Source organism: Phenylobacterium sp. (assembly GCF_030651755.1).
GTDB lineage: Bacteria > Pseudomonadota > Alphaproteobacteria > Caulobacterales > Caulobacteraceae > Phenylobacterium.
In genome coordinates this window covers 1-23,063 of record NZ_JAUSBZ010000134.1, presented here as the reverse complement: position 1 = coordinate 23,063, position 23,063 = coordinate 1, and the positions used below count along the sequence as shown (strand labels likewise).

Sequence of the window (23,063 nt, the reverse complement as noted above, 5' to 3'; positions counted from 1 at the left end):
TGTGTATGGATGGCTCCGCTCGCTGTCTGACGGAGGTCGCGCCCTTGTCCCATCCCCTGGTCCACCGCCGGGCCGTTCTGGCAGGCTTTGCAGCCTTGGCCGCGCCCGGACAACTGCTGGCCAAGACCGCTGGTCCAGTCCTAGAGCCCCTGTCGATTGTCACGGCCCGGGGGCCTGTCAGCTTCCAGGTCGAGATCGCCGCCGACGACCAGAGCCGCGCTCGAGGCCTGATGCATCGCCGGTCGCTGGCGCCGGATCGGGGCATGCTGTTTGATTTCCACACCCCGCGTCCGGTCTCTTTCTGGATGCGCAACACCTACATCTCGCTCGACATGATCTTCATCCGCGCTGACGGGCGGATCCTCTCCATCGCCCGCAACACTGTGCCGCTGTCGGAGGAAGGCGTGCCTTCCGGCGGGCCGGTCCGCGCCGTCCTCGAGCTGATCGGCGGGCGGTCTGCGGAGATTGGCGCCTTGCCAGGCGACCGGGTCATTCATCGAATCTTCCCCCGTGGCTGATTCCGTCGACGAGATTCCGCCGCCCCCGCCGGGCTTCGTGCGATCCGAGGGCCGTGGCGCCTATTCGGGCCACAACGGACCCTTTTTCCACCGGGCCGAGCCCGGTGAGTCGACAGAGCAGGCCTTCTTCGCCTTGCCCCGCCACGCCAACGGACTGGGCTTGGTGCATGGGGGCATGCTGACGAGTTTTCTGGATGGTCTGATGGGAGCGGCGGTGTTTCGCGCCGCCCGGCGCCCAGGGGTCACCATCCATCTGTCGGTGGACTTTCTGCACATGGGCCGGGTGGGAGAGTGGGTGATGGGGGAATCCCGCGTCACGCGCCTGACCCAGGATGTGGCCTTTGTCGAAGGTCGCGTCTATGTGGGCGCCCGCGACGTGGTCCGGGGGTCTGGCGTCTTTAAACTGATGCACAAGCGTCGATGATGGCGCCACTCACATTGCGGCGCGGCGCCTTGCGTGGCATGAGACGGCCAATGTCGGCGTCCGTCTCGGGGCGTAGCGCAGCCTGGTAGCGCATCTGCTTTGGGAGCAGAGGGTCGCGTGTTCGAATCACGCCGCCCCGACCAGACGCCGACATCGGGATTCTGCGGAACGCCGGCGGCTGGCTCCGCCTCGCGCGCCGGTTTTGAGAACGAGTTGGGACCGCCACATGCTTGCGCGCATCTTCCGCCCCGCCAAGAACGCCATGCAGTCTGGACGCGGCAAGTCCAAGGACTGGGTCCTGGAATTTGAACCCGCCAGCGCCCGTCGCCCGGACGCCCTGATGGGCTGGACCCAGACTGACGACACCCGCACCCAGTTGCGACTGACCTTCGACACCAAGGCCGAGGCGGTCGCCTATGCCGAGCAGAACGGCGTCGCCTTTGAGGTGTTTGACCCCAAGCCGGCCAAACGCATCATCAAGGCCTATGCCGACAACTTCGCCTTTGGCCGCAAGGTTCCCTGGACCCACTGAGATCCCGGCCTCTCCGGGCGCGGCGCCCTTAGCTCAACCGGATAGAGCATCCGCCTTCTAAGCGGACGGTTGCAGGTTCGAGTCCTGCAGGGCGCGCCATTTCTTGAATCGTGGAATCGGCGGAAAGCGGTGGCTGGCTTCGGCTTCGGCGCAGCATCCCGGCGTTGGCCGCTCGCAAGTCGCACGGCGAACATCGGGGATGGCGGTCATCTCGCCGCCGGTTCTACAACCGGCGGCGCAGCGGGGGCGGGCGTGAAGGCGCCTGCGCGCATCTCGGCGAGGCCCTCCTCCCAACTGACAACTGCGCTGTATCCGAGTTCGGATGTGGCTTTTCCGATGTCCACCGTGAAATCCTTGCCGATCAGCCGCAGCATCTGGCGCGTGATCGGCGGCTCGCCCTTGAGGCGCAGCGTGCGCCAGACAAAGCCCATGACCCCCGCCAAGGTCCAGACGACCCCGAACGGCGCCGCGCGCTGGCCGGGATCGACGCCGCGCGTCGCAAGAAGCGGCGCGATCACGCTCTTCAGCGTCCCGTCGCGTCCATCGCTCACGAAATAGGCCTCGCCGCCGCGGCCACGCTCGGCCGCGAGCATCAGCGCGTGGCAGAGATTGTCGACGTGGCAGGTCGACATGGCTTGGTGGCCGCCGCCAACCCACTGGAACCGGCCTGCGGCGACGATGTGCGCCATCTCCTCAAGCGTCGGCATGCCCGCGCCCCAGATGAAGGGCGGCCGGACCGCGCTCGTTTCGAACCCTGCGCGCGTGCCATTGGCGTCGAGCAGCAGCCGTTCGGCGCGGGCTTTGGACGCCGAATAGGGCGCGTAGCGTTGGAAGCGAAGCGGCTCGTCTTCGCGGACTGCGCGCATCGGTTCCGGCTTCCCCATCACCACCGCGGCGGCGCTGACCATCACCACGCGGCGAACCTCGGGCGTCGCGCGCGCCGCTTCGACGATCGCGCGTGTTCCACCGACATTGACCCGCTCGAACAGCGCGCGGGGGCCCCACAGCTTGAAGTGGGCGGCGACGTGGAACACCACCTCGCAGCCGCGCATCCCGGCCGCTAGCGCCTCCTGGTCCGTCAAATCGCCTCGCACGGGCTCGGCTCCGAGCGCCGCGACCCTACGCAGCGCTCCATCGCTGCGGCCAAGGGCGCGAACTGACCATCCGTCGGCGACGAGCCGCGCGATGAGCCGCGCGCCGACAAAGCCCGAGCCGCCTGTGACGAAAGCCGTTCGGGGCGTCACTCGCCTAAGCTGTTCCATGGGTCACTCCTGGCCGACAATTCTGAGCCGCGTTATAACGAACATAATCCATATTATGTTTATCGTTGCAACATGGGATGCCGCGCGCTAAAAAATGCGGATGAAACATGATGCGGCTACCGATGACGGGGTTCGCGGCCGCATCATCGAGGCGGCGATCGAGCAGCTCCGCCGGTATGGGGGCGCGAAGACAAATGTCGTCGACATTGCGCGCGCGATGGGCACCTCGCACACCACGCTGTACCGCCACTTTCGTTCAAAGGCCGACATCTTCGATGCAGTGGTCGAGCAGGCCATGCGCGACGAGGCCGCCATGGCGTCCGCATTCGTCGAGGCGGATGGCCCCGCCGCCGACCGGCTGGAGGCGATGGTGCTGGCGCTCCAGGCCCGCAAGCGCGAGCGCCTGGCCGGCGATCCGGAAATCTACGCACTTTATCGCCGCATCATGGAGGAGCGGCCCGAGATCATCGCCGCCTATGGGCGCGCCATGACCGGACTGGTCGAGCGCATCCTCGCTGATGGCGTGCGGCGCGGCGAGTTCCAAATCGGCGATGTTGGCGCCGCTGCCGGCGTCGTGCGCGACGCAGTGACGGTGTTCGTCCACCCCCTGCATGTTGAAGCCGCTGTGAGAGCTGGCCTGCCGATCGAGGACATGGCCCGAGCCGTGGTGCGCACCCTGGTGAAGGCGTTCGTCCGCTGATCGGACGGTCAGCGTTCGCGCTCGAATCTGGCGGCCAGTCTGACATCGCGCCTGAGCACAGCGTCCCCTCGGAAAGGATGTCGCCGTGTCCAGCGCGCCAAATGACGACAACCTGGATGAGCTTGGCTACAGTTTCACAGCTTAGAGAAGTGTCGGCTGGCTGACAGACCTCAACGCAAAACCAGGCTGCAATGACGGGTGGTGTCGCCCCGGGTGGCGGGGTTCGTCTGTGGGAGGCGATCAATGGCGTGGCTGGCGAAGGCTGGAGCAACTTCCGACAATCTGATCACTGTGACCCCGGTGGAGGGCGGTTGGTCTGTCACCTCCAGTCTCTGCGACCATCCCCTGATGTTCATGTCCGGCGCCCATGCGGAGGCCAAGGCCCGCAGCCTCGCCCAGCTCATCGCCACGGCGGGCGGGGACGCCCAGGTTGTCGTCCATGATCGCAGGAACGCGCTGATCGGGACGGTGCGCTACTTCGCTGTCGAAGGGATTGAGGTGGGCCCTACGGAACCCGCCATGTCGGTCCCGCCAATCGCATCGTCCGGTCGGGACCAAGCTCAATGAGCAAATCGGCCCGCTCGGGCAGGGTGTCGAGCATGTGGCGGGTCAGCCGCTCATAGAGTTGAACGAAGCTGCGTACCTGGTCGGCGCTCATGGCGCGGGCGGCGTGAACGGGGCCGAGCGTGCGCAGCTTCGACTCCTGCTCCTCCCGCCAGTCGGCCACCACCTCGAAGCCTGGCGCCCGCAGCAGAATGAGATAGTCGATCTGGCCAAAGAGCGTCTGATAGGGGCCCGCCAGGGCGTCATTGACGTAGCGCCGCCACACCCCGTTGGGGTCCTGGTCGGCTTCAAGGCTGTTCACGGCTTGGACCAGCTGGGCCTCGGGCTGGGCCTGAGCGCCGACGCACCAACCCTCTAGCAGAATGATGTGAGCAGGCCCCAGGAACCGCGGCCACAGGGCGGTGGGGCGTGGGTCGTCGGTCCCTTTATCAAAGCGTGGCAGGGCGACCTCGAGGGGCTGCGCCAAATCATCCATCAGGGCGAGGCCCGCCCCGATGTCGTGGGTCCCGGGCGGACCACGGACGGCGAGCAGGGGGTGGACGTCCCTGGCCAGAGCGGCGCGCTGGTCGTGGGTCAGATAGAGATCATCCAGGGAAATGACCGCCACGCGCAGCCCGCGTCGCGCCATCAGGCGCCGCAGGGCGGCGGTGAGGCTGGACTTGCCCGACCCTTGGGCGCCGCACATCCCGACCACCAGCGGGCCCCGGCGACCGGCGCAAAAGGCCTGCAGCCGTTGGGCGAGGGGTTCGGCCACGGCTGAAATGCTCGCGCGATAGACCGACGGCAAGCCTTCCTCTCGCAGGAAGGCTGCGATCCAGTCATCCCCGCCAAGCATCAGCCCGCCGCGCGCCAGGCTGCAAGCCCGGCCGCCAGGTCCTGGATCAGGTCGTCAGGGTCTTCCAGTCCGATGTGCAGGCGGATCATCGGCCCGCCATAGGCGCCTGAATTCAGGCGGCCAGGGAACTGCGGATCACAATTGATGGCGAGGCTCTCAAATCCGCCCCAGGAGAAACCCAGACCAAAGATCTCCAGTCGATCAAGAAAGGCCGCCGGCGCCATGGGAGCGCCGGGCTTGAAGATGAAGGCGAAGAGTCCACATGCGCCGCTGAAGTCCCGACGCCAGATGTCGCCCCCCGGGGCTCCGGGCAGGGCGGGATGAAGAACCTGTGCGACCTCTGGCTGGCGGCTAAGCCAATCGGCAACCTGACGCGCAGACTGATCGTGTCGCGCCATACGGACCGCAAGGGTCCGGAGTCCACGCAGCATCTGGTAGGCGTCGTCCGGCGACACCGCCCAGCCCAGATTGAGGACTCCGTCATCAAGGGCCTGAATCAGGCCGGGCGCGCTCACGGCCACTGACCCCATAAAGACGTCGGAGTGGCCGCCCACATATTTGGTCAGCGCCTGGACGCTGATGTCGACCCCGTGATCAAGGGGCTTGAAGAGCAGGCCTGCGGCCCAGGTGTTGTCGATCAAGGTCAGCATGCCCCGCGCCCTGGCCGCTGTGGCGATGGCGGGCACATCCTGGAACTCGAAGCTGAGCGAGCCCGGAGACTCCAGGAGGATCAGCCGGGTGGCCGGTCCGCAGACCGCCATCAGGGCCTGCGCGTCGAGGGAGGGCGGATAGTAGCGCACCTTCACGCCAAACCGCTTCAGGACCGTGTCGCAGAACCGGCGCGTGGGCTTGTAGATGGTGTCCACCACCAGCACCTCATCCCCCGCGGCCAGGACGGCCAGCATGGCGCCGGTCAGGGCCGCCAGACCCGACGGATAGAGGGTCACCGATTGCGCGTGCTCCAGTTCCGCCAGGGCGTCGGTCAGCGCATTCTGCGCGGCAAGGCCCTGGCGGCCATAGGTGACGTGGGCGCCGTGGTCATACAGCGCCGCTGCATTGGGCAGCAGAACCGTCGATCCCCGCTGAATGGGCGGGCCGACAGTGCGGGCGAGGGGCGTTTGCGCCAGACCCGAGTGGATCAGGCGGGTTTCTTCGGTCATGCGGGTTGACGTTCGTGAGGCATCAGGGGCGAAACTGCCAGTACTAGACCTCTCCCGTCCTGTCCGATCAAGGAGCCCCCCATGATCCGACGCCTCGCGGCGTCCGTTGTCCTGTCATTGGTCCTGGTCGGATGTGGCCGGGAGACGGAGTCCCCGGAACCTGAACCCGCGCCAGCGCCCAAGCGGCCGGCGGTGGCGCGCGACTTCCAGCCGACCCCCAGCCCGACCCTTGAGGCGGTGCGGCGACGCGGGCATGTGCTGTGTGGCGTCCATGCGGGACTGGCGGGCTTTGCAGTGCGCGACGTGCGCGGGGTGTGGCGGGGCTTCGATGTGGATATCTGCAGGGCTGTCGCCGCCGCCGTGCTCGGTGATGCGACGGCGGTTCGCTACCGCTCGGTGTCGGCGCAGAACCGGTTCGCCGAGTTGCAGGATGGCTCAGTAGATATTCTGTCGCGCAACACCTCCTGGACCCTCTCGCGGGACGCAGGCCTCGGCCTCGATTTTGCGGGGGTGACCTATTATGACGGCCAGGGTTTCATGGCGCCCCGTTCCCTCAACCTGACCAGCGCAGACGAACTCAGCGGCGCCCGGATCTGTGTCCAGGCGGGGACGGTCACCGAGAGCAACCTTGAAGACTACTTCCGCGCCAGGGGCCTGGAATTCACCCCCGTCGTGGTCGAGAACGAGGCCGCGGCGCGCACGGCATATGAGGCTGAGCGGTGCGACGTCTTCACCGCCGACGTCTCCGCCCTGGCGTCGGCCCGTTCGATCATGAACAACCCAAACGCCCATGTGATTCTGCCGACGGTCGTCTCCAAGGAGCCCCTAGGGCCCGTGGTGCGGCAGGACGACCCGGCCTGGACCGATATCGTCAGATGGACGATCAATGCGTTGATTATCGCCGAGGAACTTGGCGTCAATTCAACCACAGTCGCAGGATCGAGGGAGGCCGCCTCTGATCCTGAGACCCGGCGACTCCTGGGGGTCGAGGGAGATCTCGGCGAACTGCTGGGACTGGAAGCGGACTGGGCCTATCAGGCGATCGCCCAGGTTGGAGCCTATAATGAGATCTTCCGCCGCAATCTGGGCGCCGATTCTGGCCTGAAGCTTGAGCGGGGCCTCAACGCCCTGTGGAATGCGCCGAATCCGGGCCTGATCTATGCGCCGCCCGTTCGCTAGGGGCTGATGAGATCAGGCAGAACCATCAGAGCGTTGGGCCTTAAGGCTCATGATCATGGCGCAGCGGCGGGCGGGGTCGAGGCCTCGGGACGCCTCCCTATCGAGATAGGCCTGGAGGGTTTCCGGGGCGGCGTCCCGCTCGATGACTTTGAAGCCGGCGGAGGCGTAGAAGGGGGCGTTCCAGGGGGCGTCGCGGAAGGTGGTCAGGCTGAGCCCCTCAAGTCCGCGCCGCCGCGCCTCGGCGATGGCGAAGGCCAGCAGGCGCCGGCCCAGGCCCTGACCCTGATGACGCCGGTGGACGTCGAACTCGAGGATGTGCAGGCGATTGTCCTCAATCCGAGCCGCCAGGAAGCCGCCGGGCGGACCCTTCTCCTCAGCCACCACCCACAGCAATCCAGCCGCAGCGATCGGTTTCCACACCGCAGCCGGGGTGAAGTCGAGGGGCGCGCCGTCGGTCTCGTCGGAGGTGATTGCGAGGCCCTGGTCGCGAAACAGGGTGGCGGCCGACACCTCGATTTCTGGCAGGAGATCGAGATCTTCCGGCCTGGCGAGGCGAATATTCATCATCCGACGACCACCGGCGTGTCACTGCGCCCGCCCCATTCGCTCCACGATCCGTCATAGATCGGGACGTCCTCGACACCCAGGCGCGCCAGGGCAAGGACGAGGACGGCGGCGCTGACTCCTGAACCGCAGGTGGTGATGACCGGCTGATCAATATTGATCCCGGCGGCGACAAAGGCGCCCCGCAGTTCGTCGGGCGAGCGCAAGGCGCCGTCTGGGCCGACGACGGCGTTCCAGGGGAGGTTGCAGGCGCCAGGCATATGCCCCCCCCTCAGCCCCGGCCTGGGCTCCGGGGCCTGACCCAGGAACCGGGCGGCGGGCCGGGCGTCCAGGATCTGGAGGCCGGAGTCGCCCAGGGCTTGGCGCACGTCGTCGAGGCCGCGCACCAGGTGTGGGCGATAGCGCGCAAAGGCTGGGGCTGGAACGGGCTCGGCGTCGCCCGAGGCCAGCGGCATCCCCGCCGCCTGCCAGGCCTTCAACCCGCCATCAAGGACCGCGACCGTCTCGAAGCCCATGAGCCGGAGGGTCCACCAGACCCGCGGACTGGAGAAAATGCCATGGCCGTCATAGACGACGATCTTGTGGGCGGGGCTCAGGCCCAAGGCTGAAGCCGCCTGCGCAAAGACCTCAGGCCTTGGCGCCATGTGCGGCAGGTCGACCTCTCGGTCAGCGATCTGGTCGATGTCGAAGAAGACCGCGCCAGGGATGTGACCCTTTCGAAACTCATCCAGCCCAGGCCGCTGCTCGGCCGGCATGTACCAGGTGGCGTCGACCACACGCAGGTCTGGGTCATCCAGGCGTTGCGACAGCCAATTGACCGAGACGAGGGGGCCGGTTTCCACCGCTTACAGCCAGGACGGGATGGGCAGGCCCTTTTCCGTCAGGAAGGCCTTGTTGAAGATCTTGCTCTGATAGCGCGCGCCCTGGTCGCAAAGGATGGTCACGATGGTATGGCCTGGACCCATGTCACGGGCCATGCGGATGGCGCCGGCTACATTGATGCCGGTGGAGCCCCCCATCACCAGACCCTCATGCTCCACGAGGTCGTAGATCACCTCGAGCATCTCCTCGTCGGGGATGCGGTAGGCCCGGTCGACCTTGAGGCCTTCCAGATTGGCGGTGATCCGGCCCTGACCGATACCTTCGCTGATCGAGCCGCCTTCCGATTTCAGTTCGCCCGTGGTGAAATAGCTGTAGAGGGCCGCACCATAGGGATCGGCCAGGCCGATCTGCACGTCGCCCCGCTCAGACCGCAGGGCCTGGGCCACACCAGCCAGGGTGCCCCCGGACCCGACAGCGCATATGAAGCCGTCGACCTTGCCTTCGGTCTGGCGCCAGATCTCGGGACCGGTGGTCTGGGCGTGGGCCTCACGGTTGGCGACGTTATCAAACTGATTGGCCCAGACGGCGCCATTGGGATCGCTGGCGGCGAGCTCTTCGGCCAGACGGCCTGAATAGCGGACATAGTTGTCGGGGTTGGAATAGGGGACAGCGTCCACCTCGACCAGCTCGGCCCCGAACAGTCGGATCGCGTCCTTTTTCTCCTGGCTCTGCGTCCGGGGGATGACGATGGTCGCCTTATATCCTAGGGCCTTTGCGACCATGGCCAGGCCGATCCCGGTATTGCCGGCCGTGCCTTCGACAATCCGGCCGCCGGGGCGCAGCAGCCCCTTGGCCTCAGCATCGCGAACAATGAAGAGGGCGGCGCGGTCCTTGACCGACTGGCCCGGATTCATGAACTCGGCCTTGCCGAGGATTTCGCACCCGGTCAGGTCGCTGGCCCGGTTGAGGCGGATGAGCGGCGTATCGCCGATGGTGTCGAGAACGCTGTGTGCGACGGTCATGGCCGGTATTTAAGGCCGGGCCGACGGGTCGAACAGGGGGCAGGCGGTCCTTTGCCTAGGTTTTCGACAGGGAAAGCTGGATCACATTGGTGCGTTCGGTGCGGAAACCCGCCTCACAGTAGCCGAGATAGAACCGCCAGAGCCGGCGGAACCGGTCGTCAAACCCCTGCGCCTCAATGTCGGGCCAGGCCGCCTCGAAGTTGCGCATCCATTCGCTGAGGGTGTCGGCATAGTCTTGTCCGAAACAACTGACCTCCCGCCAATCCAGGCCTGCGCCCGCCGTCTCGGAGCGCAACCGCGTCTCGCTGATCAGCATACCGCCGGGGAAGATGTAGCGCTGGATGAAATCGGCCCGGCGGCGATACTGTTCGAAGAATTCGTCTCTGATGGTGATGATCTGCAGCCCCGCCTGGCCGCCCGGCGCCAGAACCTCGGAGATCTTGCCGAAATAGCTTGGCCAGTACTTTTCCCCCACCGCCTCGAACATTTCGATGGAGGCCACCCGGTCGTAGGTTCCGGCGACGTCGCGATAGTCCACCAGCTTGATCTCCGCCCGCTCGCTGAGGCCCTGGTCGAAGATGCGCTTGGCGGCGAAGGCGTACTGCTCCTGTGAAATGGTGATGGCCGTGACCTTGGCGCCAATTTCACCGGCGGCGAACTCGGCGAATCCCCCCCAGCCGCAACCGATTTCCAGCACGTGATGGTCTGGCTGCAGCTGCATTTGATGCGCCAGGGTTCGGTATTTGTGGGTCTGGGCATCGGCCAGGGCTTGGCCCTTTTGGGCGTAGCGGGCGGCGGAATAGGTCATGGTGGGGTCAAGCCACCGGGAGTAGAAGGCGTTACCCAGGTCGTAGTGCGCGTGGATATTCTTCTTGGATCCTGTCCGGCTGTTGTCACGAAACAGGTGGAGGATGCGGTTGAGCACCCACATCAGCGGTGCGCCAAGCGCCAGCCGCTCGATCTTGTCGAAGTTCAAGCTGAACACGCAAAGGAGGGCGGCCATGTCAGGCGTCTCCCACTGCCGAGCCATATGACCCTCGGCGAAACCAATGTCGCCGGCGGCCAGAACCCGGTTCATGAAGGCGTAGTCGCGGATGATCAGACGGCCGCTTGGCCCTGGCTCGGGTCCGACAAGATCCAGTTCGCGCCCGGTGGGCAGGACAAAGGTGAGGGTCCCGACCGTCCAGTTCCGCGCCAGAAGCCCGAGGGCGCTGCGGAAGGAGGCTGGAGCGCCGCTGAGCTCTGGGGCGCGACGCAAGGCTCCGGGCGCCGCGGCGAGTTCGGCCAGAGAAGACGAGTTATGGGCGATGGTCATCGTCGCTTACCCCTCGTGTCGTTCACAAACCTAGCACAATCGACCCAGGGGCGACACTCACCCGGAACCGAGTGTACGCGCCCTAGCCCGGAGCGGACGCAGGCCTTGGGGCCGCCGGTCTGAATTCTGGCTTGTGAAGCCGCAAGCTGGGGGGCACTTAGGCCCCTATCTGCAGACCCAGGACGATCCTATGGCCGCTCTCGAACTCAAGCGCTGGAACCTGTCGATCGGCGTGGGCCACCCCCTGGTGGTCATCGCCGGCCTCAATGTGCTTGAGGATCTGGAACTGGCGCGCGACGCCGCGCGGCACTTGAAGGCGGTCTGCGCAGAACTGGGCCTGCCCTATGTGTTCAAGGCCAGCTTCGACAAGGCCAACCGCTCTTCAATCCGGAGCTATCGCGGGCCGGGCCTTGAGGAAGGCCTGAAGATGCTGCGCCAGATCAAGGCTGAGTTCGACGTGCCCATCTGCACGGACCTGCATGAGATCGATCAGGCCGAGGCCGTGGCCGCAGTCGCCGACCTCGTGCAGATCCCGGCCTTCCTGTGCCGTCAGACCGATCTTGTGGTGGCCACGGCCCAGGCCACCAAGGCGGCAGGGGGCCTTTTGCATGTGAAGAAGGGCCAGTTTCTCGCCCCTTGGGATTGCCGCAACATTCTCGACAAGATCAAGGAAGCGGTGGAGACGGACATGACCATCCTGTGTGAACGGGGGGTCAGTTTTGGCTACAACAATCTCGTCGTCGACATGCTGGGTATCGCTGAGATGCAAGGTCTGGGCGCTCCGGTGACGATCGACGCCACCCACGCCGTGCAGCTGCCGGGCGCCAACCCCAAGTCCAACGGGGCCTCGACCGGCGGGCGGCGGGAAGGGGTGCCGATCATCGCCAAGGCGGCGGTGGCCGCCGGCGCCGATGGGGTCTTCCTGGAATTCCATCATGACCCCGATAGGGCTCTGTGTGATGGTCCAAGCTGTCTGCCCCTCTCCGAGGCGGCGCCCCTCCTGCGGACGCTGAAAGCCCTTCGGGACGCCGTGCAGGCCTAAGGGATCAGATGATGGATCTTGCCGCTCTGCAGCACCTGCTCTCCACCGTACCCGGGGTGCGCGTGGCCTGCGTCGGCGATCTGATGATCGACCGATTTGTCTATGGGGAAGTGACGAGGGTCTCGCCTGAGGCGCCTATCCCGGTTCTGGCCCGCGAGCGCGAGCTGGTCATGCTGGGGGCGGCCGGGAATGTGGCCCGAAACGTCGCGGCCCTCGGGGGGCATGTCTGCCTGGTGGGCCTGGTGGGGGGCGACGGGGAAGGGCACGAGGCTCTGCGACTGGTGGCCGCCGAGGCTGGCGTCGAGGGCTTTGTCATCACCGATGCGGCCCGTCCCACCACACTGAAGACCCGCTTCGTTTCCGGCGGTCAGCAATTGCTGCGCGTCGACAATGAGATCAGCACCCCGGCCAACGGAGATGTCGAGGAGCGCCTGGTGCGCACGATCCGCGACGTGGCCGCCGATGTCGGCCTCATCCTGTTGTCAGACTATGGCAAGGGTGTTGTGACCCCGGCGGTGATCGCCGCCTGCCGGGCCGCCGGGGCGCGGGTCATCGTCGACTCCAAGGCCCGTAGCTTCGCTCGCTACGGCGAGGTCGACATCATCAAGCCAAACGCCGCCGAGCTGGCCCACGCCACGGACATGCCCACCTCCACCGATGAGGAGGTGGCCGCAGCCCTCGATCACGCTTTGAGCCTTTGCGAAGCGCGGGCCATTCTCGTCACCCGGTCGGCCAAAGGGATTTCCCTGGCCGTGCGGGGACAACCGGTCCGACATTTCCCGGGGACGCCCAAGGAGGTGTTCGACGCCTCGGGGGCGGGGGACACCACCCTGGCGGCCCTGGGCCTGGCGCTCGCAGCCAAGGCTTCCATTGAGGACGCGGCGGCCTTCGCCATGCTGGCCTCGGGTGTCGCTGTGGGCAAGGCCGGCACGGCGGTGGTCACCCCAGGCGAACTCATCGAGGCGGCTCTCGCCGCCCATCAGGCGCCGGCCGAGGCCAAGGTCTGCACGCCTCAACGAATGGCCGAAGAGGTCGCCCGGTGGAAGGCCCGCGGGCTGCGGGTCGGCTTTACCAATGGCTGTTTCGACATTCTGCACAAGGGCCACGTGGCCTATCTGAACCAGGCCCGGAGTTGGTGCGACAGGCTGATTGTCGGGGTCAATGACGACGCCTCTGTCAGGCGTTTGAAGGGCGAGAGTCGCCCCGTGAACGACCTTGAGAGCCGCGCCGTCGTTCTTGCGGGCCTGGGCGCCGTCGATCTGGTCGTGCCCTTCGGGGGAGACACCCCCATCGATCTGATCGAACTGGCCCGACCCGATGTGCTGATCAAGGGGGCGGATTATTCCGAGGATCAGGTGGTCGGCGCCGCCGAGGTCCGCGCCTGGGGGGGCGAGGTTCGACTGGCGCAGATTGTCGAGGGCTATTCCACCACGGCCGCCCTTGGCCGGATGCAGGAGAAGGCATGAGCCGTCGCATTGTTTTCGTCACCGGGGGCGCTGGTTTCATCGGTTCCAATATCGTCGCCCGACTGGCGCAGGATCGCAGCCTTGATGTGGTGGTCTGCGACCGCCTGCGCGAAGCTGATCTTGGCAAATGGCGCAACATCGCCAAGCATCCCATCGGAGACTTTGTCGCCCCCGAAGAGATGTTCGACTGGCTGGAGAAGCGCTGGCGCGACGTGGAACTGGTGGTCCACATGGGCGCCGTTTCGTCGACCACGGAGCCGGACGCCGACAAGATCATCCAGTCGAACTTTGGATTGTCTCGAGACCTGTTTCGCTGGTGCGTCGATCGCCAGCGGCGTCTGATCTACGCCTCGTCGGCCGCCACCTATGGCGACGGTCACCTGGGTTTCGGAGACGACAACAGCTTTGAGGCGCTCGCCGCCCTGAAGCCCTTGAACACCTATGGCTGGTCAAAGGCCCTGTTCGACATCTTCGCTGTTCGTCAGGCCGCCCGGGACTATGCGCCGCCCCAGTGGGTGGGGCTGAAATTCTTCAACGTCTATGGTCCCAACGAGGGCCACAAGCACGCCATGAAGTCGGTTGTGGCCCAGATCTGGCCCAAGGTTCGGGATGGTCAGACCGTGCAGCTCTTTCAATCCCACCGACCCGACATCCCCCATGGCGGCCAACTTCGCGATTTCGTCTATGTCCAGGACGTGGCTGAGATCGTCGCCTGGCTGGCGGTCAATCCGCAGGTCAACGGGGTCTATAATCTGGGCTCAGGTGAGGCGCGGAGTTTCGCCGATCTGGCCGGGGCGGTGTTCGGCGCCGCGGGGCGGGCGCCGGATATCGACTACATCCCGATGCCGCCGGCGATCCGTGATCGCTACCAGTATTTCACCAAGGCGGAGATGAGCCGGCTTCGGCAAGCGGGATATGCAGCCCCGCTCACCAGCCTGGAGGCTGGGGTCAGTGACTATGTGACCCGATACCTGTCGCAGCCGGATCCCTATCGCTGAGGAGGCTCGCCCTGTCAGCCGACCTTGGGCTAGGTTTGAATCATGGCCGAGACCCCGAGACGAACAAAGCTCTGGCTGACGGGCGCAGCGGTGCTGCTGGCGGGCCTGCTGATCGCCAGCGGCGTCGTCTGGCGAGACGACATTCTGCGCACGGGCCTCGACCCCAAGGAGCCCTTCCAGACCTATGAGCCGCCGCCGGCGCCGGACTATGGTCGCCGGGAGGCCTGGAATCTGCTGCCGACCCAGCCGGAAGCATGGATCGAAGACGGGCCGCCGGCCGATGTCTTCTTTGTGGGGCCGACCAGCTATGATGGCGGCCGTCACTGGAACGCCCCCATTGATGATCCCCGCGCCGAGCGTTTCTTCCAGCAAACGGTGGGTCCCAACTATGTCGGACCCTTCGTGCGAATGGGGCGCGTTTTCGCGCCGCGCCACAGACAGGCCAGCCTCTATTCGATGCTGACCCTGCGCGATGACGCGCGGGAGGCGCGGCGTTTCGCCTATGGCGACGTCCGTACGGCCTTCACCCACTATATGGAGGCCTACAATCAGGGGCGCCCCTTCGTCATTGTCGGGGTTGAGCAGGGGGGAACCCTGGCTGCTCGGTTGCTCACCGACGAGGTCGCCTCAGACCCCGACCGCCTGCGACGCCTGGTCGCCGCCTATCTGATTGAAACCGCCGTGCCCGCGGCGGGTCCACCCCTGCCGCCATGCCAGACGGCCGATCAGACGGGATGCCTGGCGGCCTGGGTCTCGGCCTATGAGGGTGACCGGGAGCGCGCCCAACAGATCCGCGACCGGTCTCTGATCTGGGATCGCGACGGGCAGTTGTCCAACCTTTCGGGACTGGCGATCTGCTACAATCCCCTGCTCGGCCAGGTCAGCGATGACGAGGCGCCGGCGCGTCTGGCGAAGGGGGCCACCAACGCCACCAATCTGGAGTGGGGCGCCCGGCCAGCCCTGCAGAGCCGGCAGGTGAGCGCGCGTTGCGAGAATGGAGTCCTAAGGGTTTCCCGGCCCCGATCTGTGGCGTTTCAGCCTACGGGATCGTGGGCGAATCAAAGAAAAGTCCCAGGATACAATCTGTTCTATGGGGATCTTGAGGCGAGTTATGAGCTTCGGCTGAGCGCATTGCTCGCCGATCCTGACTTTCCAAGGGCGGCCCGTCCGATTCCGGCCGGCGCCGAGGTGCCGCCCTCACCGGTGCACCGGATCGACTGACACCTTGGCGTCAGCCGGCGTCCTGTTGCGCAGCGCTGGCCTGCCAGTCGAAGAGCGCCTGAAGCACCTGCAACGCCTGCCCACGCGCGGAGCTCAGTTGGGGATCACGGGCAAGGATGAGCCGGGCGTCGTCGCCGGCCGCGGCGATCAGGTCGCGATGGGCGATGGGATCTGCGAACACATAGGCTGGGAAACCGCTCTGACGCAGGCCCAGGGGATCGCCACCGCCGCGGAGCTCCAGGTCTCGTTCGGCGATCAGAAAGCCGTCGTCGGTGCGGCGCAGGATGTCCAGGCGCTTCTGACCAGCCTCCGACAGAGGGGGGTCATAGAGCAGCACGCAGGCGCTTTCGGCGCGGCCGCGCCCCACGCGACCGCGGAGCTGGTGGAGTTGAGCGAGGCCAAAGCGCTCCGCCTGTTCAATGACCATAATCGTGGCGTTGGGCACGTTTACGCCGACCTCAACGACGGTCGTCGCCACCAGCACCGACAGCTCGCCGTGGGCGAAGCGGGACATGACGGCGTCCTTCTCTGGCCCGGGCATCTTGCCATGGACCAGACCGACGCTGGGACCAATCCGTTGGCGCAGCTCGCCTGCGCGACGCTCGGCGGCGGCCAGGTCGGTCTTTTCGGACTCTGAGACCAAGGGGCAGATCCAGAAGGCCTGTGCTCCACCGGCGACCACAGACTTCAGTCGCGTCTCGACCTCGGCCATGCGCCCCATGGGAATGGCTCGGGTGGCGACCGGGGTTCGACCCGGGGGCTTTTCGTCGATCCGCGAGACATCCAGGTCGCCGAACACCGTCAGCTCCAGGGTCCGCGGTATGGGAGTGGCTGACATGGCCAAAAGGTGGGTGGCCTGACCCTTGGCCTGCAGACGCTGACGCTCGGCCACGCCAAAGCGATGTTGCTCGTCGATAATGGTCAGGCGCAGGTCACGAAAGACCACGTCGTTCTGGAACAGGGCGTGTGTGCCGACGGCGATCTGAACCGCCCCGCTGGCGAGCGCCCGCAGTTTCTCCGCCCGGGCGCCGCCCTTGTCCCGACCCGTCAGCAACACGGCGGCGAGGCCCTGGGCTTCCAGCGGCGCGGCAAGAGTTTCGAAGTGCTGGCGGGCGAGGATTTCGGTCGGCGCCATCAGGGCGCTTTGGCCGCCGGCTTCTGCGACATCGGCCATGGCCAGCATGGCCACCACGGTCTTGCCTGATCCCACGTCCCCCTGCAGAAGCCGCGACATCCGTTCGCCGCTGGCCAGGTCCGTCCGGATGTCCGCCAGGGCTCGGATCTGCGCCCCTGTGAGGCGGAAGGGCAGGGCCGCCGCCATGGCGTCGACCAGCCGACCCGCGGGTATCGGGGGCGAGGGCTCGGCCCGCCTTTCGGCCTTGCGGCGCCCCATGGCCAGCTGGTGGGCCAGAAGTTCGTCGAAGGCCAATCTTTGGCGGTGAGGCGCCTGCGCCGTCAGGTCGGCATCGGTCTCGGGGGCGTGCAGCTTGGCCAGGCTCTCGCGCCAACTGGCCCAGCCCTGCCGGGCGAGCCAGGCGGGGTCCTGCCACTCCGGAAGGTCTGGCGCCCTTGATAGGGCCTCCACAGCCAGCCGCCGCACGGTCCGGGCGGGCAGGCCCGCAGTGGCCGGATAGACCGCCTCGATTTCAGGAATCTGGTCGGCCTTATCCAGGGGCAGCAGGTAGTCCGGATGGGCGATCTGGATCTCCGACCCGAACCGCTCGACCTTGCCGCTGACCAGCCGTTGAGCGCCCACAGGGTTCTGCGCCTCAATTCGCCCCCCCAGTCCGCCGAAATAGACCAGGGTCAGGAAGCCCGTGCCGTCAAACGCCCGCACCCTCCAGGGTTGGGCGGCGCTGCGGGGCGGCTGAAAGGCCTCGATGGTCACGACGAACGTCTGGACCGCCCCTTCGACGGCCCCATCCACCCGGGCCGGGTGGCGGTGTATCAGGCTGTGCGGCGCCAGAAAGGCCACGTCGCGCACCACCGGTCCCGCCAGCTTGCCGAGCAGGGGCGCAACCCTCGGTCCCACGCCCTTCAGCGTGTCGATGGGCGCGAAGAGGGGATAGAGAATCTCCGGACGCATGGTGCAGACCATAGCGCGGGCGCGTTGGGCGTGCGCGATAGACGGAGCGGCGGACCTGTGGTGATCTCGCGAAAACACGGGGCCGATTGAGGGGGTGGATATGCGAGCCTGGATACTAAGCCTGACGCTTGCAGCGCTCACCGCCGCATGCGGGCAGGTGGAAACCGTCTCGACCCCCACGAATCCTTCGGCCGACTCGGTGAGCGCATCAGCCGATGCGGGCCTTAGCGGCTTCTCCCACAAGGCTGGGGAGAACCTGTTTGGCTATTATATTCCTACCCAGGACGTCCGGGTCGGCGACCTCAGGCTAGATCACCTGCACATTGGGGGAAAAACAGAGTTCGCCGCGTGGGAGGCTGGCCAGCGCAGCGAGACCTACGCCCCCGTCATGCTGGAGTTCTCCGATCTGTCCAGCCCCGTGGAGACCAATGAGCTGGGGGCGGAGGTCCACACGGTGAGGGTGAGGGTCCTGCCGAGCGCCTATCGGCTCGGCGACGGGGACTTCCGATTTGTGGGCGAGGACGCGCGGGTCGGAACGGTGACCCTGGATGGCATGCTGGATCTCGGCGTTCTTGGTCAGGCCCGCTCGGATGGCCCCAGTTCGGGGGAGCCTGAGATTGTCCTGCGATCGGCCGCTCAGTTTGGCTCAGAACGCCTGGGCGCCTTGTCGTTCTTCTGGTTCGGCGGAGACTGAGCGCCGACGGACGGATTCTCCCGCCCCAAGCCCCTGGCGCTCAGACGGCGGGGCCTCTATATCCGCGCTCGCAATGGACGATACGCACGACATCCGGCTCAAGCGCCTCAAGTTCCGATCCTGGCATCGGGGCTTCGTTGAGGCGGACCTGATTCTTGGTGGATTTGTGGACCGCCATGCCGGGGCGCTGAGCCCGGCTCAGCTGGATGTTCTCGAAAATCTGCTCGAGCAACCGGACCACGACATTTACGCCTGGATCGTCGAGCGGACCCCCACGCCGCCTGAGTTCGACACTGAGATCATGACCATGATCAAGGGGTTCAGGGACGAGGCTCACAAGACCATCGGCGGCGCCCGTGGCGGCTGACGGCGCCGCGGCTCCCAGCGCCACCCAGCTCAAGCGCATTAATACGGACCCGGAACGCGTCGACCTCGTCGGCGCGCCGGAGGGTTATGACGCCCTGGTGATGTCCGACATTGTCCGCGCCCGGGGCGGACTGAGCGTCTTCATCGCCCGCGACACCGCCCGGATGAGCGCCTTCGCCGACGCCTTCGCCTTCTTCGCCCCGGACGTGGAGGTGATGCGCCTGCCATCGTGGGATTGCCTGCCCTATGATCGGATCGGCCCATCGCCGGGCGTCGCCGCCCAGCGGATGACGACCCTGGCGCGGTTGGCGACCGGCGGGTTCGCGGCGAAGACACCCGCCCTGCTGGTCGCGGCCATCCCAGCTATGATCCAGCGGGTTCCGCCCAGGGCCGCGGTGGAAGGCGCCTCCTACAGCGCTCATGTGGGCCGGCAGGTGAAGATCGCCGATCTGGAGCGCTACTTCGCCGTCAATGGCTATCAGCGGGCCTCCACCGTGTCGGAGCGGGGCGAGTTCGCGATCCGGGGGGGCGTGATCGATGTCTTCCCGCCGGCCGCTGACGAGCCTGTCCGCCTGGACCTGTTTGGCGACATTCTGGAGTCCATCCGGGCCTTTGACCCCGAGACCCAACGCTCCACCCGTCAGTTGACCGAGGTCAGCCTGCTGGCCGTCAGCGAGGCCCTGCTGGACGCCGAGGCGGTGTCCCGCTTCCGCAAGGGTTATGTGGCGGCCTTTGGCGCGGCGGGCGATGACCCGCTCTACGCCACGGTGAGCGAGGGCGGCCGTCGCGCCGGCATGGAGCACTGGCTACCGCTCTACTATCCCAGCCTCGAAACCGTTTTCGACTATCTGCCCAACGACACCCTGATCGCCGTCGACCATCTGGCGCCCGAGGCCCGGGACGAGCGGCTGAGCATGGTGCGGGACGCCTATGAGGCCCGGGCTGAAGCCGGCCGGAAATCCAACTATCGGCCGCTGGCGCCGGAAGGGCTCTATCTGTCGGTCGAAGACTGGGAGCGCGCTCTTTCGGTGCGTCCCAATCGGCGGTTCTCGGCTTTCAACGCCGTCGAGGGCGAGCAGGTCATCGACCTGGGGGCGCGCGCCGGGCGCAGCTTTGCGCCTGAGCGGCAACGTGACAGCGTCAACCTGTTTGAGGCCACCGTCGACCACGCCAAGGCCCAGACCGCTGCGGGCAAGCGGGTCCTGTTCGCCTCCTGGACCGAGGGCGCCTCTGAGCGCCTGGGCGGGATGCTGGCCGATCATGGCCTGTCCAAGCTCTCCCTCGCGCCCTACTGGCAGGCGGCCAAGGCGGCCGATCCGAAGATCCCCCAGCGGGTGGTCCTGCCCCTCGAGGCGGGCTTCGAGACCGACAAGCTGGTGGTCATTTCCGAGACGGACATTCTCGGCGACCGGCTGGCGCGGCCGCGCAAGCGCCGGCGGGCCGCCAACTTCCTGGCTGAAGCCTCTGCGCTGACGCCAGGCGATCTCGTCGTCCACATCGAGCATGGCATTGGGCGCTATGAGGGACTGAAGACGCTCGATGTGCAGGGCGCCCCCCACGACTGCCTGGAGCTGCAGTATGGCGGTGAGGCCAAGCTCTACCTGCCTGTGGAGAATATCGACCTCCTGACCCGCTATGGCGCGGAGTCCGACGGCGTCACCCTCGACCGCCTCGGCGGGGCGGCCTGGCAGGCGCGAAAGGCCAAGGCCAAGGAGCGGCTGCGTGAGATGGCCGGCGGCCTAATCCGCATCGCCGCCGAACGGGCCATGAAGTCCACCCCTGGCATTGATCCGCCGCACGGGGTGTTCGACGAGTTCTGCGCCCGGTTCCCCTATGAGGAGACCGAGGACCAGCTGAACGCCATCGGCGATGTGCTCACCGACCTGGGGTCGGGCCGCCCGATGGACCGGCTGATCTGTGGCGACGTGGGCTTTGGCAAGACTGAGGTCGCCCTTCGGGCCGCCTTTGTCGCGGCCATGAGCGGCCAACAGGTGGCGGTAGTCTGTCCCACCACCCTGCTGGCGCGGCAGCACTACAAGACGTTTGAAGCCCGCTTCCAGGGCTGGCCGGTCAAGGTTCGGCGCCTGTCGCGTCTGGTCCCGGCCAAGGAAGCCGCCGAGACCCGCGAGGGCCTCAAGAACGGCGAGGTCGAGATCGTCGTCGGCACCCATGCGGTGCTGTCCAAGCAGGTCGGATTCAAGGATCTCGGCCTGGTGATCGTCGACGAGGAGCAGCACTTCGGGGTCAAGCACAAGGAGAAGCTCAAGGAGCTTCGCGCCGACGTGCACATGCTGACCCTGACAGCCACGCCCATCCCGCGGACGTTGCAGATGTCCCTGTCGGGCATCCGCGAGATGTCGATCATCGCCACGCCGCCGGTCGATCGCTTGGCGGTGCGGACCTATGTCACCCCGTGGGATCCGATCACGGTGCGCGAGGCCCTGCTGCGGGAGAAGTATCGCGGCGGCCAGGCCTATTTCGTCACGCCCCGAATCTCAGATCTGCCCAGCCTTGAGCGGTTCCTGCGCGAGCAGGTGCCTGAGGTGCGGTTCGTGGTCGGGCATGGCCAGATGCCGCCCACGCAGCTCGAAGAGGTCATGTCGGCCTTCTATGACGGCCAGTACGACGTGCTGCTCTCCACCACGATCGTGGAGTCGGGCCTCGACGTCCCCACCGCCAACACCCTGATCATCCACCGGGCCGACATGTTTGGCCTGTCGCAGCTCTATCAGATCCGCGGTCGGGTCGGCCGGGCCAAGGCGCGGGCCTATGCCTATATGACCACGCCCGAAGACAAGGCCATCACCCTGTCGGCCGAGAAGCGGCTGCGGGTGCTGCAGTCCCTCGACAGCCTGGGCGCCGGCTTCCAGCTGGCCAGTCATGACCTCGACATCCGCGGCGGCGGCAACCTGCTGGGCGAGGAACAGTCGGGTCATATCCGAGAGATTGGGGTCGAACTGTACCAGCAGATGCTGGAGGACGCGGTCAACGAGCTGAAGGAGCTGGTGGGCGCTGAGGGCGTGCAGGATCGCGGCTGGTCGCCGCAGATCAACACCGGCGCCGCCGTCCTGATCCCAGAGGCCTATGTGCCCGACTTGAATGTGCGGCTGTCGCTCTATCGTCGCCTGTCGGAAGCCGAGCAGGCCGCCGATCGCGAGGCGCTGGCGGCGGAACTGATCGACCGGTTTGGACCCTTGCCGCCGGAGACCGACCAACTGCTCAAGGTCGTGGCCATCAAGGGCATGTGTCGCCAGGCCAATGTGTCGAAGATCGATGTCGGACCCAAGGGCGCAGTCGTCACCTTCCGCAATGACGCCTTCCCGAACCCAGGCGGGCTCATCGAGTTTGTCCATCGCAACCAGATGGGTTGGCGTCTGCGGCCGGACAATAAGGCCGTAGTCAAAGGCGAGTGGGAGACTCCCGAGCAGCGGCTGAACGCCGCCGAGCGGGTTCTGACTGAGCTGTCTCGACTGGCGCTGGCCCCAGCCTGAGCCTGGTCGCCTGGCTAGGTGGCCATGGCTCGGCGCGCGGCCTCTTCCAGGGCCCGGCCAGCCCCCTGTGCGGGGCTCACCTCGGCCACGCCGATGTCGAACTCCACGACGAAGGGCGGACGGGCGTCGCCGGCTTCGAACGCCGTGCAGCCGATGACCGCGGCGATGCGTTCGCCGGCGGCCCGGGCTGCGGCCGCCGTGGTCGCCGGCAGCGCCAGGGCGAAGACCTCATGGCTGAGACGCGCGGCGGTGTCTTCGACCCTCACCAGCCGGCCGATCATGGCCCCGATCTGCGGGATCGCCCGGTCCAGCCAACCCTGAGCGCGGGCCTCTGCGACATCGGTCCGCTCGGACACCTTGAGGACGCACACGCTCAAAGGCCGGTTGCGGATCCGGGAGGCGTGGGCGAGCCGGCTCAGATGGGTGGCGAACAGTTCGCGGGTGAACAGCCCTGTCGCGGGATCCATGAGGCCCGAGCTGCGCGCCCGTTCCAGGGCTTTGCGCGTGGCCGTCTGCCGACGATAGGCCCGGGCGAGCTCGATCACCCGGCCGGCGGTCTCACCTTCGGCCGAACTCGGAGAGGCCACATCCGACACGCCCCGATGATAGGCCTCGGACATGGTCAGATAGGATTCTTCACTCATGTAGAGCAGGGCGGGCACGTGATAGAGCCGGGTGTTGCGACGCATGCCAGCGGCGATCGACAAGGCTTCGTTCGGGTTTTCGCCGGCCCAGAGAACGACGGTGTCGAAGGGCCGTTCGTGCAGGTAGTCGAAGGCGGTGTAGGCGGTGAAGGCCCCCA

At 66.6% G+C, this 23,063-nt stretch carries 22 protein-coding genes and 2 tRNA genes; 15 read left to right on the top strand and 9 right to left on the bottom strand.

The window, feature by feature from the left end; translation table 11 throughout:
* Window positions 1-44 precede the first annotated feature (44 nt).
* From Q7V15_RS12530 to Q7V15_RS12510, 5 genes are all read left to right on the top strand, one after another.
* Window positions 45-518, top strand: coding sequence for a DUF192 domain-containing protein (locus Q7V15_RS12530; protein WP_304755992.1), 474 nt, complete (start codon window positions 45-47; stop codon window positions 516-518).
* Window positions 511-942 carry a PaaI family thioesterase gene (locus Q7V15_RS12525; RefSeq protein ID WP_304755991.1) on the top strand — a complete coding sequence of 144 codons (432 nt, stop codon included), beginning with the start codon at window positions 511-513 and terminating at the stop codon, window positions 940-942. Before Q7V15_RS12530 ends, Q7V15_RS12525 begins: the two co-directional genes overlap by 8 nt.
* A 66-nt stretch (window positions 943-1,008) precedes the next feature.
* A tRNA-Pro gene (locus Q7V15_RS12520) sits at window positions 1,009-1,085 on the top strand.
* A gap of 83 nt (window positions 1,086-1,168) precedes the next feature.
* The gene (locus Q7V15_RS12515; protein ID WP_304755989.1) at window positions 1,169-1,474 is read left to right on the top strand and encodes an ETC complex I subunit; all 306 of its coding nucleotides are present in this window, start codon (window positions 1,169-1,171) and stop codon (window positions 1,472-1,474) included.
* Window positions 1,475-1,496: 22 nt separating this feature from the next.
* A tRNA-Arg gene (locus tag Q7V15_RS12510) sits at window positions 1,497-1,573 on the top strand.
* A gap of 107 nt (window positions 1,574-1,680) precedes the next feature.
* On the opposite strand, the gene Q7V15_RS12505 is transcribed toward Q7V15_RS12510, so the two are convergent.
* Complete coding sequence (locus Q7V15_RS12505; protein WP_304755987.1) at window positions 1,681-2,736, bottom strand: NAD(P)-dependent oxidoreductase; 1,056 nt, start codon at window positions 2,734-2,736, stop codon at window positions 1,681-1,683.
* 100 nt (window positions 2,737-2,836) lie between these two features.
* Here Q7V15_RS12505 and Q7V15_RS12500 point away from each other — a divergent pair, with 100 nt between their 5' ends.
* Both Q7V15_RS12500 and Q7V15_RS12495 read left to right on the top strand, forming a co-directional pair.
* On the top strand, window positions 2,837-3,436 hold the full coding sequence (locus Q7V15_RS12500; RefSeq protein ID WP_304755985.1) for a TetR/AcrR family transcriptional regulator: 600 nt from the start codon (window positions 2,837-2,839) through the stop codon (window positions 3,434-3,436).
* A 243-nt stretch (window positions 3,437-3,679) separates the two neighbouring features.
* The gene (locus tag Q7V15_RS12495; protein ID WP_304755984.1) at window positions 3,680-4,003 is read left to right on the top strand and encodes a hypothetical protein; all 324 of its coding nucleotides are present in this window, start codon (window positions 3,680-3,682) and stop codon (window positions 4,001-4,003) included.
* Here Q7V15_RS12495 and Q7V15_RS12490 read toward each other — a convergent pair.
* Together Q7V15_RS12490 and metC are read right to left on the bottom strand one after the other, a co-directional pair.
* Window positions 3,942-4,835, bottom strand: coding sequence for a kinase (locus tag Q7V15_RS12490; protein WP_304755982.1), 894 nt, complete (start codon window positions 4,833-4,835; stop codon window positions 3,942-3,944). The two genes, Q7V15_RS12495 and Q7V15_RS12490, sit on opposite strands and share 62 nt — an antisense overlap.
* On the bottom strand, window positions 4,835-5,995 hold the full coding sequence (metC, locus tag Q7V15_RS12485; RefSeq protein ID WP_304755980.1) for a cystathionine beta-lyase: 1,161 nt from the start codon (window positions 5,993-5,995) through the stop codon (window positions 4,835-4,837). The genes Q7V15_RS12490 and metC overlap by 1 nt, the downstream gene beginning before the upstream one ends.
* Before the next feature lie 81 nt (window positions 5,996-6,076).
* Here metC and Q7V15_RS12480 point away from each other — a divergent pair, with 81 nt between their 5' ends.
* A complete protein-coding gene (locus Q7V15_RS12480; RefSeq protein WP_304755978.1) occupies window positions 6,077-7,174 on the top strand; it encodes an amino acid ABC transporter substrate-binding protein in 1,098 nt (365 codons plus the stop codon).
* 12 nt (window positions 7,175-7,186) lie between these two features.
* Here the strand turns inward: Q7V15_RS12480 and Q7V15_RS12475 are convergent, their stop codons facing one another.
* From Q7V15_RS12475 to Q7V15_RS12460, 4 genes are read right to left on the bottom strand one after another with little or no spacing between them, the layout of a single operon-like run.
* Entirely contained in the window at window positions 7,187-7,741 is a 555-nt protein-coding gene (locus Q7V15_RS12475) for a GNAT family N-acetyltransferase (RefSeq protein WP_304755977.1), read from the bottom strand.
* Window positions 7,738-8,580, bottom strand: a complete 843-nt coding sequence (gene sseA, locus Q7V15_RS12470) for a 3-mercaptopyruvate sulfurtransferase (protein ID WP_304755975.1) — start codon at window positions 8,578-8,580, stop codon at window positions 7,738-7,740. Before sseA ends, Q7V15_RS12475 begins: the two co-directional genes overlap by 4 nt.
* A 3-nt stretch (window positions 8,581-8,583) precedes the next feature.
* A complete protein-coding gene (locus tag Q7V15_RS12465) occupies window positions 8,584-9,582 on the bottom strand; it encodes a cysteine synthase A (RefSeq protein ID WP_304755973.1) in 999 nt (332 codons plus the stop codon).
* A 55-nt stretch (window positions 9,583-9,637) separates the two neighbouring features.
* Window positions 9,638-10,897 carry a cyclopropane-fatty-acyl-phospholipid synthase family protein gene (locus Q7V15_RS12460; RefSeq protein ID WP_304755971.1) on the bottom strand — a complete coding sequence of 420 codons (1,260 nt, stop codon included), beginning with the start codon at window positions 10,895-10,897 and terminating at the stop codon, window positions 9,638-9,640.
* A 190-nt stretch (window positions 10,898-11,087) separates the two neighbouring features.
* Between Q7V15_RS12460 and kdsA the strand changes: the two genes are divergently transcribed.
* Genes kdsA through Q7V15_RS12440 form a run of 4 tightly spaced genes read left to right on the top strand, consistent with a single transcriptional unit; the run spans window position 11,088 to window position 15,624 of the window.
* On the top strand, window positions 11,088-11,939 hold the full coding sequence (gene kdsA / locus Q7V15_RS12455) for a 3-deoxy-8-phosphooctulonate synthase (RefSeq protein ID WP_304755969.1): 852 nt from the start codon (window positions 11,088-11,090) through the stop codon (window positions 11,937-11,939).
* 11 nt (window positions 11,940-11,950) lie between these two features.
* Window positions 11,951-13,405, top strand: coding sequence for a D-glycero-beta-D-manno-heptose 1-phosphate adenylyltransferase (rfaE2, locus tag Q7V15_RS12450; protein ID WP_304755967.1), 1,455 nt, complete (start codon window positions 11,951-11,953; stop codon window positions 13,403-13,405).
* The gene (gene rfaD, locus Q7V15_RS12445) at window positions 13,402-14,403 is read left to right on the top strand and encodes an ADP-glyceromanno-heptose 6-epimerase (protein ID WP_304755965.1); all 1,002 of its coding nucleotides are present in this window, start codon (window positions 13,402-13,404) and stop codon (window positions 14,401-14,403) included. The genes rfaE2 and rfaD overlap by 4 nt, the downstream gene beginning before the upstream one ends.
* Before the next feature lie 42 nt (window positions 14,404-14,445).
* The gene (locus Q7V15_RS12440; protein WP_304755963.1) at window positions 14,446-15,624 is read left to right on the top strand and encodes a DUF3089 domain-containing protein; all 1,179 of its coding nucleotides are present in this window, start codon (window positions 14,446-14,448) and stop codon (window positions 15,622-15,624) included.
* 10 nt (window positions 15,625-15,634) lie between these two features.
* Here the strand turns inward: Q7V15_RS12440 and recG are convergent, their stop codons facing one another.
* Entirely contained in the window at window positions 15,635-17,710 is a 2,076-nt protein-coding gene (gene recG / locus Q7V15_RS12435; RefSeq protein WP_304755962.1) for an ATP-dependent DNA helicase RecG, read from the bottom strand.
* A 199-nt stretch (window positions 17,711-17,909) separates the two neighbouring features.
* Between recG and Q7V15_RS12430 the strand changes: the two genes are divergently transcribed.
* From Q7V15_RS12430 to mfd, 3 genes are all read left to right on the top strand, one after another.
* On the top strand, window positions 17,910-18,404 hold the full coding sequence (locus Q7V15_RS12430) for a hypothetical protein (protein ID WP_304755961.1): 495 nt from the start codon (window positions 17,910-17,912) through the stop codon (window positions 18,402-18,404).
* 73 nt (window positions 18,405-18,477) lie between these two features.
* Window positions 18,478-18,771, top strand: a complete 294-nt coding sequence (locus tag Q7V15_RS12425; protein WP_304755959.1) for a succinate dehydrogenase assembly factor 2 — start codon at window positions 18,478-18,480, stop codon at window positions 18,769-18,771.
* A 37-nt stretch (window positions 18,772-18,808) separates the two neighbouring features.
* Window positions 18,809-22,261 (top strand): transcription-repair coupling factor, encoded by a 3,453-nt coding sequence (gene mfd, locus Q7V15_RS12420; protein ID WP_304756015.1) that lies wholly within the window; start codon window positions 18,809-18,811, stop codon window positions 22,259-22,261.
* A gap of 14 nt (window positions 22,262-22,275) precedes the next feature.
* Here mfd and Q7V15_RS12415 read toward each other — a convergent pair.
* Window positions 22,276-23,063, bottom strand: a 788-nt coding sequence (locus Q7V15_RS12415; protein ID WP_304755958.1) for a diguanylate cyclase domain-containing protein, incomplete at its 5' end; no start/stop codon positions are given.

Excerpts from the sequence above, each read along its gene's own strand:
- Q7V15_RS12515 (WP_304755989.1), top strand. The coding sequence starts at position 1,169 with ATGCTTGCGCGCATCTTCCGCCCCGCCAAGAACGCCATGCAGTCTGGA.
- Q7V15_RS12505 (WP_304755987.1), bottom strand. The coding sequence starts at position 2,736 with ATGGAACAGCTTAGGCGAGTGACGCCCCGAACGGCTTTCGTCACAGGC.
- Q7V15_RS12500 (WP_304755985.1), top strand. The coding sequence starts at position 2,837 with ATGAAACATGATGCGGCTACCGATGACGGGGTTCGCGGCCGCATCATC.
- Q7V15_RS12495 (WP_304755984.1), top strand. The coding sequence starts at position 3,680 with ATGGCGTGGCTGGCGAAGGCTGGAGCAACTTCCGACAATCTGATCACT.
- Q7V15_RS12490 (WP_304755982.1), bottom strand. The coding sequence starts at position 4,835 with ATGCTTGGCGGGGATGACTGGATCGCAGCCTTCCTGCGAGAGGAAGGC.
- metC (WP_304755980.1), bottom strand. The coding sequence starts at position 5,995 with ATGACCGAAGAAACCCGCCTGATCCACTCGGGTCTGGCGCAAACGCCC.
- Q7V15_RS12480 (WP_304755978.1), top strand. The coding sequence starts at position 6,077 with ATGATCCGACGCCTCGCGGCGTCCGTTGTCCTGTCATTGGTCCTGGTC.
- Q7V15_RS12475 (WP_304755977.1), bottom strand. The coding sequence starts at position 7,741 with ATGATGAATATTCGCCTCGCCAGGCCGGAAGATCTCGATCTCCTGCCA.
- Q7V15_RS12465 (WP_304755973.1), bottom strand. The coding sequence starts at position 9,582 with ATGACCGTCGCACACAGCGTTCTCGACACCATCGGCGATACGCCGCTC.
- Q7V15_RS12460 (WP_304755971.1), bottom strand. The coding sequence starts at position 10,897 with ATGACCATCGCCCATAACTCGTCTTCTCTGGCCGAACTCGCCGCGGCG.
- kdsA (WP_304755969.1), top strand. The coding sequence starts at position 11,088 with ATGGCCGCTCTCGAACTCAAGCGCTGGAACCTGTCGATCGGCGTGGGC.
- rfaE2 (WP_304755967.1), top strand. The coding sequence starts at position 11,951 with ATGGATCTTGCCGCTCTGCAGCACCTGCTCTCCACCGTACCCGGGGTG.
- rfaD (WP_304755965.1), top strand. The coding sequence starts at position 13,402 with ATGAGCCGTCGCATTGTTTTCGTCACCGGGGGCGCTGGTTTCATCGGT.
- Q7V15_RS12440 (WP_304755963.1), top strand. The coding sequence starts at position 14,446 with ATGGCCGAGACCCCGAGACGAACAAAGCTCTGGCTGACGGGCGCAGCG.
- recG (WP_304755962.1), bottom strand. The coding sequence starts at position 17,710 with ATGCGTCCGGAGATTCTCTATCCCCTCTTCGCGCCCATCGACACGCTG.
- Q7V15_RS12425 (WP_304755959.1), top strand. The coding sequence starts at position 18,478 with ATGGACGATACGCACGACATCCGGCTCAAGCGCCTCAAGTTCCGATCC.